13 protein-coding genes are annotated in these 12689 nt (G+C 70.2%); 5 read left to right on the top strand and 8 right to left on the bottom strand.

Annotation, left to right across the window (positions count from 1 at the left end; translation table 11 throughout):
• Window positions 1-77: 77 nt before the first annotated feature.
• From D7318_RS04760 to rpmH, 8 genes are all read right to left on the bottom strand, one after another.
• Window positions 78-1202, bottom strand: coding sequence for a ParB/RepB/Spo0J family partition protein (locus tag D7318_RS04760; protein ID WP_120695554.1), 1125 nt, complete (start codon window positions 1200-1202; stop codon window positions 78-80).
• Entirely contained in the window at window positions 1202-2272 is a 1071-nt protein-coding gene (locus D7318_RS04765; RefSeq protein ID WP_120695555.1) for a ParA family protein, read from the bottom strand. The genes D7318_RS04760 and D7318_RS04765 overlap by 1 nt, the downstream gene beginning before the upstream one ends.
• A 298-nt stretch (window positions 2273-2570) precedes the next feature.
• Window positions 2571-3314, bottom strand: coding sequence for a 16S rRNA (guanine(527)-N(7))-methyltransferase RsmG (rsmG, locus tag D7318_RS04770; protein ID WP_120695556.1), 744 nt, complete (start codon window positions 3312-3314; stop codon window positions 2571-2573).
• On the bottom strand, window positions 3311-3817 hold the full coding sequence (locus D7318_RS04775) for a Jag family protein (protein ID WP_120695557.1): 507 nt from the start codon (window positions 3815-3817) through the stop codon (window positions 3311-3313). The genes rsmG and D7318_RS04775 overlap by 4 nt, the downstream gene beginning before the upstream one ends.
• Before the next feature lie 22 nt (window positions 3818-3839).
• Window positions 3840-5006, bottom strand: coding sequence for a membrane protein insertase YidC (gene yidC / locus D7318_RS04780; RefSeq protein WP_120695726.1), 1167 nt, complete (start codon window positions 5004-5006; stop codon window positions 3840-3842).
• A gap of 12 nt (window positions 5007-5018) precedes the next feature.
• The gene (gene yidD / locus D7318_RS04785) at window positions 5019-5333 is read right to left on the bottom strand and encodes a membrane protein insertion efficiency factor YidD (protein ID WP_120695558.1); all 315 of its coding nucleotides are present in this window, start codon (window positions 5331-5333) and stop codon (window positions 5019-5021) included.
• On the bottom strand, window positions 5330-5698 hold the full coding sequence (gene rnpA / locus D7318_RS04790) for a ribonuclease P protein component (RefSeq protein WP_120695559.1): 369 nt from the start codon (window positions 5696-5698) through the stop codon (window positions 5330-5332). Before rnpA ends, yidD begins: the two co-directional genes overlap by 4 nt.
• A gap of 23 nt (window positions 5699-5721) precedes the next feature.
• On the bottom strand, window positions 5722-5859 hold the full coding sequence (gene rpmH, locus D7318_RS04795) for a 50S ribosomal protein L34 (RefSeq protein WP_120695560.1): 138 nt from the start codon (window positions 5857-5859) through the stop codon (window positions 5722-5724).
• A 374-nt stretch (window positions 5860-6233) separates the two neighbouring features.
• Here rpmH and dnaA point away from each other — a divergent pair, with 374 nt between their 5' ends.
• The 5 genes from dnaA to D7318_RS04820 all read left to right on the top strand — a co-directional run bounded on the left by dnaA (window position 6234) and on the right by D7318_RS04820 (window position 12517).
• Window positions 6234-7961 carry a chromosomal replication initiator protein DnaA gene (gene dnaA / locus D7318_RS04800; protein WP_120695561.1) on the top strand — a complete coding sequence of 576 codons (1728 nt, stop codon included), beginning with the start codon at window positions 6234-6236 and terminating at the stop codon, window positions 7959-7961.
• Window positions 7962-8777: 816 nt separating this feature from the next.
• On the top strand, window positions 8778-9908 hold the full coding sequence (gene dnaN / locus D7318_RS04805) for a DNA polymerase III subunit beta (RefSeq protein ID WP_120695562.1): 1131 nt from the start codon (window positions 8778-8780) through the stop codon (window positions 9906-9908).
• Between the two features lie 49 nt (window positions 9909-9957).
• A complete protein-coding gene (gene gnd / locus D7318_RS04810; RefSeq protein ID WP_120695563.1) occupies window positions 9958-10836 on the top strand; it encodes a phosphogluconate dehydrogenase (NAD(+)-dependent, decarboxylating) in 879 nt (292 codons plus the stop codon).
• 33 nt (window positions 10837-10869) lie between these two features.
• Window positions 10870-11997 carry a DNA replication/repair protein RecF gene (gene recF / locus D7318_RS04815; RefSeq protein WP_120695564.1) on the top strand — a complete coding sequence of 376 codons (1128 nt, stop codon included), beginning with the start codon at window positions 10870-10872 and terminating at the stop codon, window positions 11995-11997.
• Window positions 11990-12517 carry a DUF721 domain-containing protein gene (locus D7318_RS04820; protein ID WP_120695565.1) on the top strand — a complete coding sequence of 176 codons (528 nt, stop codon included), beginning with the start codon at window positions 11990-11992 and terminating at the stop codon, window positions 12515-12517. Before recF ends, D7318_RS04820 begins: the two co-directional genes overlap by 8 nt.
• Window positions 12518-12689 lie beyond the last annotated feature (172 nt).

Consider the following 12689-nt stretch of genomic DNA (forward strand, 5'->3'; position numbering starts at 1 on the left):
CGGCTCGTTTCACGTGAAACGAGCCGGGCCCCTTCTCCTTGGCCTGCGCCGCCCTGACCGCGGAACGCCGCCGACGCTCAGTCCTCGGAGGCGTCCTCGTCCTCGGACTGCTGGCCCTGCTGGTCGAGCACCGGACCCTCGCCCGGCGCCAACTGGCCCAGGATCCGCTCCAGATCCTCTATCGAGGCGAACTCGACGACGATCTTCCCCTTCTTCTGGCCGAGATCGACCTTCACCCGGGTCTCGAAGCGGTCCGAGAGCCGACCCGCCAGATGATCCAGCGCGGGAGCGATCCGCCGCCCGGCCCGGGGGCCCTTGCCCCGCGCGGTGCTCTTCTTCGCGGGAGCGCTCTGAAGCGCGACAATCTCCTCCACCGCACGGACCGAGAGCACCTCGGCCACGATCCGATGGGCCAGCCGGTTCTGCTCCTCGGGGTCCTCGACCGACAGCAGCGCCCGAGCGTGTCCGGCGGACAGCACGCCCGCCGCCACCCGGCGCTGCACCGCGGGGGAGAGCTTCAGCAGCCGCAGCGTATTGGAGACCTGGGGCCGGGAGCGGCCGATCCGGTCCGCCAACTCATCGTGCGTGCACTTGAAGTCGCGGAGCAGCTGGTCGTAGGCAGCCGCCTCTTCCAGGGGGTTCAGCTGAGCACGGTGCAGATTCTCCAGGAGCGCGTCCAGGAGCATCTTGTCGTCCTCGGTGGCCCGGACGATCGCGGGGATGAGCTCAAGACCCGCCTCACGGCAGGCGCGCCAGCGGCGCTCCCCCATGATGAGCTCATAGCGCTCCGACCCCAACTTCCGTACCACGATGGGCTGGAGCAGCCCCACCTCCTTGATGGAGGTGACCAGCTCCGCCAGCGCGTCATCGTCGAAGACCTCACGCGGCTGCCGGGGGTTGGGGGTGATGGAGTCCAGCGGAAGCTCCGCGAAGTGGGCCCCCGCCACCTCGCCCCCCTGCACCGCGGCGGGCGGCTCCTCGACCGGAGCCGTTTCACGTGAAACGCCGTTGGAGCCGCCGTCCTCCGGAGATCCCGGTCCCGTGGGGATCACGACCCCCCGGTCCGGTGCCAGCACCGGAACCGCGGCGGGCGATACCGATACCCCGCGATCCGTCGCCGCACTGGACTCGTCGGAGCTTGTCGGCGCGGCCGGGATCAGCGCGCCAAGCCCTCGGCCGAGCCCTCTCCGTCGTTCACTCACTATGCCCCCTTCACCGGGCTGTGCTGTTCCTGCTGCGGGAGCCCCTGCTGGGTACCGGCGCCGCGCAGCGCGATCTCTCGGGCCGCCTCCAGATACGACAGCGATCCGCTGGAGCCCGGGTCATAGGTGAGGACCGTCTGCCCATAGCTCGGTGCCTCGGAGATGCGGACCGAACGCGGGATGTTGGTCCGCAGCACCTCCTTGCCGAAGTGGCTGCGCACCTCGTCGGCCACCTGCGAGGCGAGCCTGGTCCGTCCGTCATACATCGTCAGCAGGATGGTGGAGACATGGAGCCGGGGATTGAGATGGCCCCGGACCAGCTCGACATTCCGCAGGAGCTGGCCCAGGCCCTCAAGGGCGTAGTACTCGCACTGAATCGGAATGACGACCTCGGCCCCGGCCACCAGGGCGTTGACGGTGAGCAGTCCCAGGGAGGGCGGGCAGTCGATGAAGACATAGTCGAGCGGCTGCTCATACGCGGTGATGGCCCGCTGCAACCTGCTCTCCCTGGCCACCACCGAGACCAGCTCGATCTCGGCGCCCGCCAAGTCGATCGTCGCGGGGGCGCAGAAAAGTCCCTCGATGTCACGAACCGGCTGCACCACCTCGGAGAGCGGCCTGCTCTCGATGAGGACGTCATAGATGGAGGGCACCTCGGCATGGTGGTCGATGCCGAGCGCCGTGGAGGCGTTGCCCTGGGGGTCGAGGTCGATCACCAGCACGCGGGCGCCATGCAGGGCCAGCGACGCGGCGAGGTTGACGGTGGTGGTGGTCTTTCCGACGCCGCCCTTCTGATTGGCGACGATCATGACCCGGGTCTCCTCCGGCCTGGGGAGACTCCCCCCGGTGCGGTACATCGCCTCAACCGCCTGCTGTGCGGCGCGACTTGGCGAATCGCCTGAGGGCGCCGGGGCCGCGGGGGCGATGTCCACGGCACCGCCGGGGGCATCGGTGGATTCGGACCGAGGGCCGGGCACCGGATCAGCCGTCGGCCCAGCGATATTGGCGTCGGACCGCAATGGTTCACTCTCCTCGACATGTGCAGCCTTCGTCGCCTCAAAGCCTGCCATGCCCTGGGGGTCACGAACCAGCGAAGACCCCCTACTTGTGGAGAGAGGGCCCTCTGTGGATACCGGCGACACACTTTCGGGGGTAGCTCGAGAACGACGGTCGCGCGGCTCGGCGGCCGCGCGTCCCCGACTGATGATTCCCTGGAGCAGTGAGCGGCGTTTCACGTGAAACACGATGCCCACTGGCGCGGTCGACGAACGGACCGACACTCCGCATCGGGGATATATTCGGCTCTTTTGGCCAGTAACGACGTATCAGACCGGCGAACCGGATGAACGGGTCAGCCGAGCCCGGCGCTCAGGGCGAGCGTCGGCTGCCCCGCCCGCCGCGTCGGGCGGCCTTGGCGCGCTTGGCCGCGAACCGCACACCGCCGGGGCTCTCGCCAACCTCCACCCTGACCACCGTGGAGGGCGGGTCGAGCAGCTCCTTGCCGACCTGGAGCACCGAGCTGCTCACCACGCCGAGCTTCGCCAGGGCGGCTCGTGCCCCCTTGAGCTCCTGCTCCGCGGTGTCGCCCTTGAGCGCGAGCATCTCCCCATAGGGACGCAGCAGGGGAACGCCCCAGCCTGCGAGCCGGTCCAGCGGGGCGACGGCCCGGGCCGTCACCACATGGACGGGGGTCAGCTCGCTCATCACTTCCTCGGCCCTGCCCCGCACCACGGTCACCTGGTCGAGCCCCAGCAGCTCGACGACCTCGTTGAGGAAGTTGGTGCGGCGGAGCAGCGGCTCGAGCAGCGTGATCCGCAGATCCGGGCGGACCAACGCCAGGGGGATGCCGGGCAGTCCGGCCCCCGAGCCCACATCGCAGACGGTCACCTGCTCGGGGACGACCTCGGCGAGCACCGCGCAGTTCAGGAGGTGGCGCTCCCAGAGCCTGGGCACCTCACGCGGTCCGATGAGGCCGCGGCCGACGCCGACCTCGGCGAGCAGCTCGGCATAGCGCACGGCGTCCGGCAGCCGGTCGCCGAAGATCTCGCGGGCCGCCGGCGGAGGCTCGGGAAGCTCCGCCGGCGGCCCCTCGGGCGTCACACCTCGCGTCACGGCAGGACGACCACGCGGCGCTGCGGCTCCTCGCCCTCGGACTCGCTGCGCAGACCGGCGGCCGCGACGGCGTCGTGCACGACCTTGCGCTCGAACGGGGTCATCGGCTTGAGCTTGACCGGCTCACCCGAGTCCTTGACCTGCTGCACGGCCTCGATGGCGAGAGCGGTGAGCTTCTCCCGCTTGCGGGCCCGGTGACCGGCGATGTCCAGCATCAGCCTGCTGCGTTCGCCCGTCTCCCGGTGCACCGCGAGGCGGGTGAGCTCCTGGAGCGCCTCCAGGACCTCACCGTCGCGGCCGACCAGCTTCTGGAGGTCGCGCGAGGGGCCGTCGGAGACGATCGACACCGCCGCCCGGTCGCCCTCCACGTCCATGTCGATGTCGCCATCGAGGTCCGCGATGTCGAGGAGCCCCTCAAGGTAGTCGGCCGCGATCTCGCCTTCCTGCTCCAGACGAGAGAAGACGTCGGTGTCCTTGGTGGCGGTTGAGGTGGTGTCCGTCACAGGTCGGGCTCCTTCTGAGTTCCTACTTCTTGCTCTTGGCGGAGGGCTTGGGCCTGCGGGGCTGGGCCTTCTTCGCCCCTGCGGACTTCCCGCCGCCCTGGCCCCCGCCGCCCTGGCCCGAGGCGGGCCGGGTGCCGTTCCGGCTGCCGTCGGCGGTGTCGGAGGGCCCGTCCGACGAGTCCTGCTTCTCAAGCCGGTTCCGCGGAGGGGTCTGCTTCTTCGCCTGCTGCGAGGTCTGGCGCTGCTGCGCCTGGCGGGGGCTCTGCCGCTGGGACTTGCTCTGCCGCTTGGGCTGCGTCCGGTTGGCGCGGGCGGCGTCGGTGGCCTTCTTGGCCTCCGTCTCGACCGGCTGCTCCTCCGTGAGCTTGCCCTTCTTCCGCAGCTTCTCCTGGCGCTGCTTGTAGGCGAGGCTGCCGGGGGTGGGGTTGCGGTTGATCACATAGAGCTGCTGGCCCATGGACCAGACGTTGGTGGTCAGCCAGTAGATGAGGACACCGACCGGGAAGTTGATGCCGAAGACGGCGAACATGATCGGGAAGATATACATCAGCATCTTCTGCTGATTCATGAACGGCGTCTTGACCGTGAGGTCGACGTTCTTCGTCATCAGCTGGCGCTGGGTGTAGAACTGCGACGCCGACATCAGGACGATCATGATGACGGTGACGGTCCTGACGGTGCCCACCGAGGCGCCGAGGTCCGCGAGATGGCTGGCGCTGTCGAGGAAGCGGGCCGCGATCGGTGCCCCGAAGATCGTGGCCTCACGGGCGCTGTCGACCTGATCCTGCGTGAGGGTGCCGACGGTGTCCCGGTTGGCGATGTGGTTCAGCACCTGGAAGAGCGCGATGAAGAACGGCGACTGCGCCAGGATCGGCAGACAGCTGGCGAGCGGGTTGGTGCCCGTCTCCCGGTACAGCTTCATCATCTCTTCGGACTGACGCTGCCGGTCGTTCTTGTAGCGCTCCTGGATCTTCTTCATCCGTGGCTGGAGCGCCTGCATATTCCTCGTGGCCTTGATCTGGCGCACGAAGAGGGGGATCAGGGCGATCCGGATCACGACCACCAGGGAGACGATCGACAGGCCCCACGCCCAGCCGCTGTCCTCGTGGAAGACGAGGCTGTACGCCCTGTGGAACAAGATGATGATTTGAGTGACCACCCAGTACAGGGGACTGAGGATCGAGTTGATCGTGTCCACGGATCAGGCTCCTTGGGCATTGTTGTGGGCACCACCGGGCGAGGCGGGGGAGAGGGTCCGTGGCCGCAGACGGGCGCGCAGACGCTGGTGCCAGACCGGGTGCTTCCGAGGCGGCACATGATCGACACCGCCGCGCGACCAGGGGTTGCAGCGCAGGATGCGCCAGGCGGTCAGGACCGTCCCCTTGAGGGCGCCGTGCCGGTCGATCGCACCGTATCCGTAGTGGGAACACGACGGATAGTAACGACAGACCGGCCCCAGCAGCGGACTGATGGTCCACTGGTACAGCTTGATCAGCAGCAGCAGTGGGTACTTCATGTCCGTACCCCTCCCAGCAGCCGCTCCAGGGCGGCGTCGAGATCCCGGGCCAGCTGCTCGTAGGCGGCGCCGTCCGCGCCGGGCAGAGCCCGTACGACAACCAGGCTACCGGCGGGCAGCCGGGACAGCCGGTCCCGTATCAGGTGGCGCAGCCGACGCTGCACACGATTGCGGGCGACGGCGTTGCCCACGGCCTTGCTCACGACGAAACCCGCACGCGGCGGAGAGCCAGGCTCTCCCGCCGGGTGCGGGTCCGTTCCGCTGCTCAGATGGACGACGAGGTGCGGGCGTCCGGCCCTGCGCCCTCGGCGCATCGCCGTCGCGAAGTCCTCGCGCCGCCTCAGCCGGTTCTCGGAGGGCAGCACCGCATGGACCTGGTCGCGCTCGGTCAGGCCGAAAGGCGTGCGCGGCCCTTGCTGCGGCGGTTCGCGATGACGGCGCGGCCGGCACGCGTCCGCATCCGCAGACGGAAGCCGTGGGTCTTGGCCCGACGCCGGTTGTTCGGCTGGAAAGTGCGCTTGCTCACTCGGAGGCTCCAGGGGTCTTCGGTGTTCCGCCACGGGGTGGTCGGGACAGGGGCGTGGACCGCCGACAGCTGTCACCGTGCACCCACGAGGAGCCCGCGGCGCCCGAGTCAGCCGCCTTTCGAGGTGGACCATCGGAGGCAGGCGGCAGCAGCCGTCGACGACTCGACCTCGCAACGGTACGCGCGAGGCGCACCCCGGGTCAAACCCGGACGGCGCAGCGTTGTACACACCCTGTGGACAATGACTTGATGCGCAGACGCCGCGCTGACTACCGTTGCTGAACTCGGAATCCTTTCCCGACCCCTTCGCCGTCACACCACCGGGGGGTCACCGAAGCCAGCACCAACCCCTGCGAGTGAGAGAAGCGTGCCTCGTGGCTGACCTTCCAGCAGACCTTTCCGCGGTCTGGCCACGCGCGCTGACCTCCATGCTGTCGGACGGCCAACGCCTCGAGGCCAAGGACCACCGATGGCTCCAGGACTGCCAGCCGCTGGCCCTCGTCTCGGGGACGGCGCTGCTCGGCGTCTCCAACGAGTACGCCAAGAGCGTGCTCGAGGGCAGGCTCGCCCCGCTGATCAGCGACGTGCTCAGCCGCGAGTGCGGGCAGCCCATCCGGCTGGCGATCACGGTCACGGCGCCGGTCGCCGAGCCGCCGCCCCTCCCGGCCCCGGCGCAGCAGGGGCCGCCGCGGCAGCGCCAGCCGGGACCGCCGCCCTCGCACGAGCGGCATGACCAGCACGGACAGCACCCGCAGCACCCGCAGCACCCGCAACACGGCCAGCACGGCCAGCACGGCCAGCTGAACGGCGACGGCTCGGCGCCGTTCTACGCCAGGGACGAGAGCCACCGCTCGGGCAACGGGATGCTCCCGACCGCGCGCGCCGCCTACCCCGAGCACGCCGAGGCCGGGCAGCGGCAGGTGCCCCCGCCGGTGAACTGGCAGCAGCCGCACGGCGATTACCCGACCTACGGGGTGCCGGAGCGGCTGCCCGAGTCCTACGACCAGCGCGGCGGCGGCCCGCTGCCGACCGTGCCGGGGCAGGGTCAGGGGCAGGGTCCCGCCGAGCCCACGGCGCGGCTCAACCCCAAGTACCTCTTCGACACGTTCGTCATCGGCGCCTCCAACCGCTTCGCCCACGCGGCGGCGGTCGCGGTGGCCGAGGCCCCGGCCAAGGCGTACAACCCCCTCTTCATCTACGGGGAGTCGGGCCTGGGCAAGACGCATCTCCTGCACGCCATCGGGCACTACGCCCGCAGCCTCTACCCGGGGACCCGGGTGCGGTACGTGAGCTCGGAGGAGTTCACGAACGAGTTCATCAACTCGATCCGCGACGGCAAGGCGGACGCGTTCCGCAAGCGCTACCGGGACATGGACATCCTGCTGGTCGACGACGTCCAGTTCCTGGCGAGCAAGGAGTCGACGCAGGAGGAGTTCTTCCACACGTTCAACACCCTGCACAACGCGAACAAGCAGATCGTGCTCTCCTCCGACCGGCCGCCGAAGCAGCTGATCACGCTGGAGGACCGGCTGCGGAACCGCTTCGAGTGGGGCCTGATCACCGATGTCCAGCCGCCCGAGCTCGAGACGCGCATCGCGATCCTGCGCAAGAAGGCCGTGCAGGAGCAGCTCAACGCGCCTCCCGAGGTGCTCGAGTTCATCGCCTCGCGGATCTCGCGCAACATCAGGGAGCTCGAGGGCGCGTTGATCAGGGTCACCGCGTTCGCCAGCCTCAACCGGCAGCCGGTGGACCTGGGGCTCACCGAGATCGTCCTCAAGGACCTGATCCCCGGCGGCGAGCACGCGACCCCCGAGATCACCGCCGACGCCATCACGTCGGCCGTCGCCGACTACTTCGGCCTGACCGTGGACGACCTCGCGGGCACGTCACGCAGCCGCATCCTCGTCACGGCCCGCCAGATCGCCATGTATCTGTGCAGGGAGCTCACCGATCTGTCGCTGCCCAAGATCGGGCAGCACTTCGGGGGGCGCGACCACACGACCGTCATGCACGCGGACCGCAAGATCCGCGCGCTGATGGCCGAGCGGCGCTCCATCTACAACCAGGTCACCGAGCTCACCAACCGCATCAAGGCGGGCTGAGCGGCCCCCGCTGGCCCCGGCAGCCCTTCCCCGGCCCCTCTCCCCGCTCTTCGAGCATCCGGCGCCCCCGAGGACACCTCGGGGGCGCCGTTCGATTACCCCCGCGCCATCGGGCGTTCTCCACAGATCCGCCGACTTTTTCGCGTCCACACCCTGTGGGAAGCGGAAGTTGTCCAGATCTTGATCCACAGGGCCCCGCGGGAAAGGGTGTTGCCGCAGGTCAGGTGGGTGTGGATATGTGGAGGAACGCGATCCACACCCTGTGGACGCCGAGGGGGTGCCCAGGGGCCGCCGAGCGGTTGTCCACCGCTCGCCCACAGGCAAAGGGCCGTTGTGCACAGGTAATCCACAGGGTTGTCCACTGTTCGGCAACGCAACGCGCCCTCTCACCGGGACGAGTGAATCAGGTCACAGTGGCGTGCCACTGAGCCTGTTGAGAACCTCGCGGAAACTGGGGACAGACCTGGGGAGAACTGGCCCTCACCTGGGGATGAGCTGTGCACAACTTTCGGCTGTCCACAGGACCCCCCTGTTCATCCACCGCTCCACCCACAGGCCCTGTGTATAAAAAACGGGGTCTGACCTGCGCAAACGCACTTTTCCACCGTTTCCACAGGCCCTACTACTACCACTACCTAGAGAACAGGGCCGATCCGTTCAAAAGCGGGGGCTGTGCACAACCGGGCCTCTCGGCGATCTACCCGCTCCGCGTCGATTTGACTCGCGGAAGCGCCTAGTGTCAGTGCCGTGCGTCAGACTGGTGGCCCTCAAGAGGCCAGCAGGCAGGGCAGCCAGCGACAGCGGGAGGCGGCTGAAGTGAAGATCCGGGTGGAACGCGACGTGCTCGCCGAGGCGGTGGCCTGGGCTGCCCGCAGCCTGCCGGCCCGGCCGCCGGTGCCGGTCCTCGCGGGGCTGCTGCTGAAGGCCGATGAGGGGACGTTGAGCCTCTCCGGCTTCGACTACGAGGTCTCGGCCCGGGTGTCGGTCGAGGTGGACGTGGAGGAGGGCGGCACGGTCCTCGTCTCGGGGCGCCTGCTCGCCGACATCTGCCGCGCCCTGCCGAACCGCCCGGTGGAGATCTCGTCCGACGGCGTGCGGGTCACCGTTCTCTGCGGCTCCTCCCGCTTCACGCTCCACACGCTGCCCGTCGAGGAGTACCCCGCGCTGCCGCAGATGCCGACCGCGACGGGGACGGTCTCCGCCGAGGTGTTCGCGGCCGCCGTCTCCCAGGTGGCCATCGCCGCGGGGCGCGACGACACGCTGCCGGTGCTGACGGGCGTGCGCATCGAGATCGAGGGCGACCTGGTGACGCTCGCCTCGACCGACCGATACCGCTTCGCGGTGCGGGAGTTCCTGTGGAAGCCGGAGACGGCCGACCTGTCCGCGGTGGCGCTCGTCCCGGCCAAGACGCTGCTCGACACCGCGAAGTCGCTGAGCGGCGGCGACACGGTGTCGCTCGCGCTCTCCGGCGCGGGCGCGGGCGAGGGCCTGATCGGCTTCGAGGGCGCGGGGCGGCGGACCACGACGCGGCTGCTCGAGGGCGACCTCCCGAAGTACCGGACGCTGTTCCCGACCGAGTTCAACTCCGTGGCCGTGATCGAGACCGCGCCGTTCGTCGAGGCCGTCAAGCGCGTGGCCCTGGTCGCCGAGCGGAACACCCCGGTCAGGCTGAGCTTCGAGCAGGGCGTGCTGATCCTGGAGGCCGGGTCGAGCGACGACGCACAGGCTGTGGAGCGCGTGGACGCGCAGCTCGAGGGCGACGACATCTCGATCGCGTTCAACCCCGGCTTCCTGCTCGAGGGGCTGAGCGCGATCGACTCCCCCGCCGCGCAGCTGTCGTTCACCACCTCGACCAAGCCCGCGCTGCTGAGCGGCCGTCCGGCGGTCGACGCGGAGCCCGACGAGGCGTACAAGTACCTGATCATGCCCGTCAGGCTGAGTGGCTGAGGGCGGTCGCTAGGCTCGGCTCCAGGTCTTTCGTCACAAAGGAGTCCCCATGGAGCTCGGTCTCGTCGGTCTCGGCAGGATGGGCGGGAACATGCGTGAACGCATCCGCCGCGCCGGGCACACGGTCGTGGGTTACGCGCCCGACACCCCGGGCGCCGATGTCCACAGCCTGCGGGATCTGGTGGACGCGCTCGCCGCCCCGCGCGTGGTCTGGCTGATGGTCCCGGCCGGTGCGGTCACGCAGTCGGTCGTGGACGAGCTGTCCGGGCTCCTCGCCCCTGGCGATGTGATCGTCGACGGCGGGAACTCCCGCTGGACCGACGACGCCAAGCACGCCGAGCAGCTGGCCGAGCTGGGCATCGGCTTCGTGGACTGCGGCGTCTCCGGCGGCGTCTGGGGCCTGGAGAACGGCTACGCGCTCATGTACGGCGGCGACGACGAGCACGTCGCCAAGGTGAAGCCGATCTTCGAAGCCCTCAAGCCCGAGGGCGAGTTCGGCTCGGTCCACGCGGGCAGGGTCGGCGCGGGGCACTTCGCGAAGATGGTCCACAACGGCATCGAGTACGCGATGATGCAGGCGTTCGCCGAGGGCTGGGAGCTGCTCGAGGCGGCCGACGAGGTCACCGACGTGCGCGAGGTCTTCCGCTCCTGGCAGGAGGGCACGGTCATCAGGTCCTGGCTGCTCGACCTGGCGGTCAGGGCGCTCGACCAGGACGAGCACCTGGACCAGCTGCGCGGGTACGCCGCCGACTCGGGCGAGGGCCGCTGGACGGTCGAGGCCGCGATCGACAACGCCGTGCCGCTGCCCGCGATCACCGCGTCGCTGTTCGCGCGGTTCTCGTCGCGGCAGGACGACTCCCCGCAGATGAAGATGGTGGCCGCCCTGCGGAACCAGTTCGGCGGCCACGCGGTCGAGGGCTCCGAGTAGGACGCGTCACACGGTCGGGGAGGGTCGGCTTCGTTGCACGTCACACGCCTGTCGCTGGCCGACTTCCGGTCCTACGCCACGGCCGAGGTCGCGCTGACCCCCGGGGTGACGGCGTTCATCGGCCCCAACGGCCAGGGCAAGACGAACCTCGTGGAGGCCATCGGCTACCTGGCGACGCTCGGCAGCCACCGCGTCTCGTCGGACGCGCCGCTGGTGCGGATGGGCGCCGACCGCGCGGTGATCAGGGCCGCGGTGACCGAGGGCGGCCGTGAGCAGCTGGTCGAGCTGGAGCTCAACCCTGGCCGGGCCAACCGAGCGCGCCTCAACCGCTCCACCCACGTGCGCCCTCGCGACGTGCTCGGCGTGGTGCGGACGGTGCTGTTCGCGCCCGAGGACCTGCGCCTGGTCAAGGGCGACCCGGGTGAGCGGCGTGGGTTCCTCGACGACCTGGTGACGGCGCGCGCCCCCAGGCTCGCGGGGGTCAGGGCGGACTACGAGCGGGTGCTCAAGCAGCGGAACACCCTGTTGAAGTCCGCGGCGATGGCCAGGCGGCACGGCGGGCGCGGCGTCGACCTGTCCACGCTCGACGTGTGGGACCAGCATCTGGCGCGCTCAGGCGCGGAGTTGCTGACGCGGCGGCTCGCGTTGATCGTGGCGCTCGGCCCGTTGGCCGACAAGGCGTACGAGCGCCTGGCGCCTGGCGGCGGCCCCGTCGGCCTCGAGTACCGAGGCCCGGCCGAGGTCGCGCCAGGGGCGTCGCGCGAGGAGTGGTACGAGGCGCTGCTCGGCGCGTTGGCCGCCGTGCGGACCCAGGAGATCGAACGCGGGGTGACGCTGGTCGGCCCGCATCGGGACGATCTGGTGCTGCGGCTCGGCGCGTTGCCCGCCAAGGGCTACGCGAGCCATGGCGAGGCGTGGTCGCTGGCGCTCGCGCTGCGGCTCGCGTCGTACGAGCTGCTCAAGGAGGAGGGTCCCGAGCCGGTGCTGGTCCTGGACGACGTGTTCGCCGAGCTCGACGCGCGGCGGCGGGAGCGGCTGGCGGAGCTCGTGGCCGGCGGCGAGCAGGTGCTGGTGACCGCGGCGGTGGAGCAGGATGTGCCCGAGGTGCTGGCCGGGGCGCGGTTCACGGTGGCGGAGGGGCGGGTGACCGTCGATGGCTGACAGCGGCGACGCCCCCGGCGCCGAGCCCTCGGGCGTCGACCTGGCGCGCGTCGCGCTGCGGGCGGCCAAGGAGCAGGCGCGGGCGCGCGGCGCGGTGGCGCAGCAGCGCAAGCAGGCGCGGCGCGGTGGTCTGCGCTCCGGCGCGCGCCCCGGCGGGCGCGATCCGCTGCCGCTCGGCGCCGCGGTGGAGCGGCTCTCGGTCGAGCGGGGCTGGGAGATGCCGCTCGCGGTGGGCGGGGTGCTGGGCCGCTGGCCGGAGTTGGTGGGTCCCGAGGTGGCGCAGCACGCGGTGCCCGAGAGCTACGACGAGGAGTCGCGGGTGCTGACCGTGCGGTGCGACTCGACGGCGTGGGCGACGCAGTTGCGGCTGCTCGCGCCCCAGCTGCTGCGCAGGCTGAACGCCGATCTCGGCCAGGGCACGGTGCGTTCGCTCAAGGTGTTCGGGCCCGCGGGCCCTGGCCGTGGCGCCGGGCGGCTGCGCGCTCCCGGCAGCAGGGGGCCGGGCGACACCTACGGGTGAGTGGGTGGGACGGGCGGTGCGGGAGTGATGCCGGTCACTTTCGCAGAGGTTGACAGACAGAAGCGCTGAGCGCCGTTGTGAGCGGATCAGGGACCCGGCCCGCATATAGGGAGTCACCGGATGGCAGTTCAGGGCGGCACATGCGGACTGAGAGCCCAGCAAACCGTCATTA

The organism is Streptomyces radicis (genome assembly GCF_003626575.1).
Classification (GTDB): domain Bacteria; phylum Actinomycetota; class Actinomycetes; order Streptomycetales; family Streptomycetaceae; genus Streptomyces; species Streptomyces radicis.

What these genes read in the sequence shown, in the direction of transcription:
- D7318_RS04765 (WP_120695555.1), bottom strand. Translation starts at nt 2,272, where the DNA reads ATGGCAGGCTTTGAGGCGACGAAGGCTGCACATGTCGAGGAGAGTGAA.
- yidD (WP_120695558.1), bottom strand. Translation starts at nt 5,333, where the DNA reads ATGAAGTACCCACTGCTGCTGCTGATCAAGCTGTACCAGTGGACCATC.
- gnd (WP_120695563.1), top strand. Translation starts at nt 9,958, where the DNA reads ATGGAGCTCGGTCTCGTCGGTCTCGGCAGGATGGGCGGGAACATGCGT.
- D7318_RS04820 (WP_120695565.1), top strand. Translation starts at nt 11,990, where the DNA reads ATGGCTGACAGCGGCGACGCCCCCGGCGCCGAGCCCTCGGGCGTCGAC.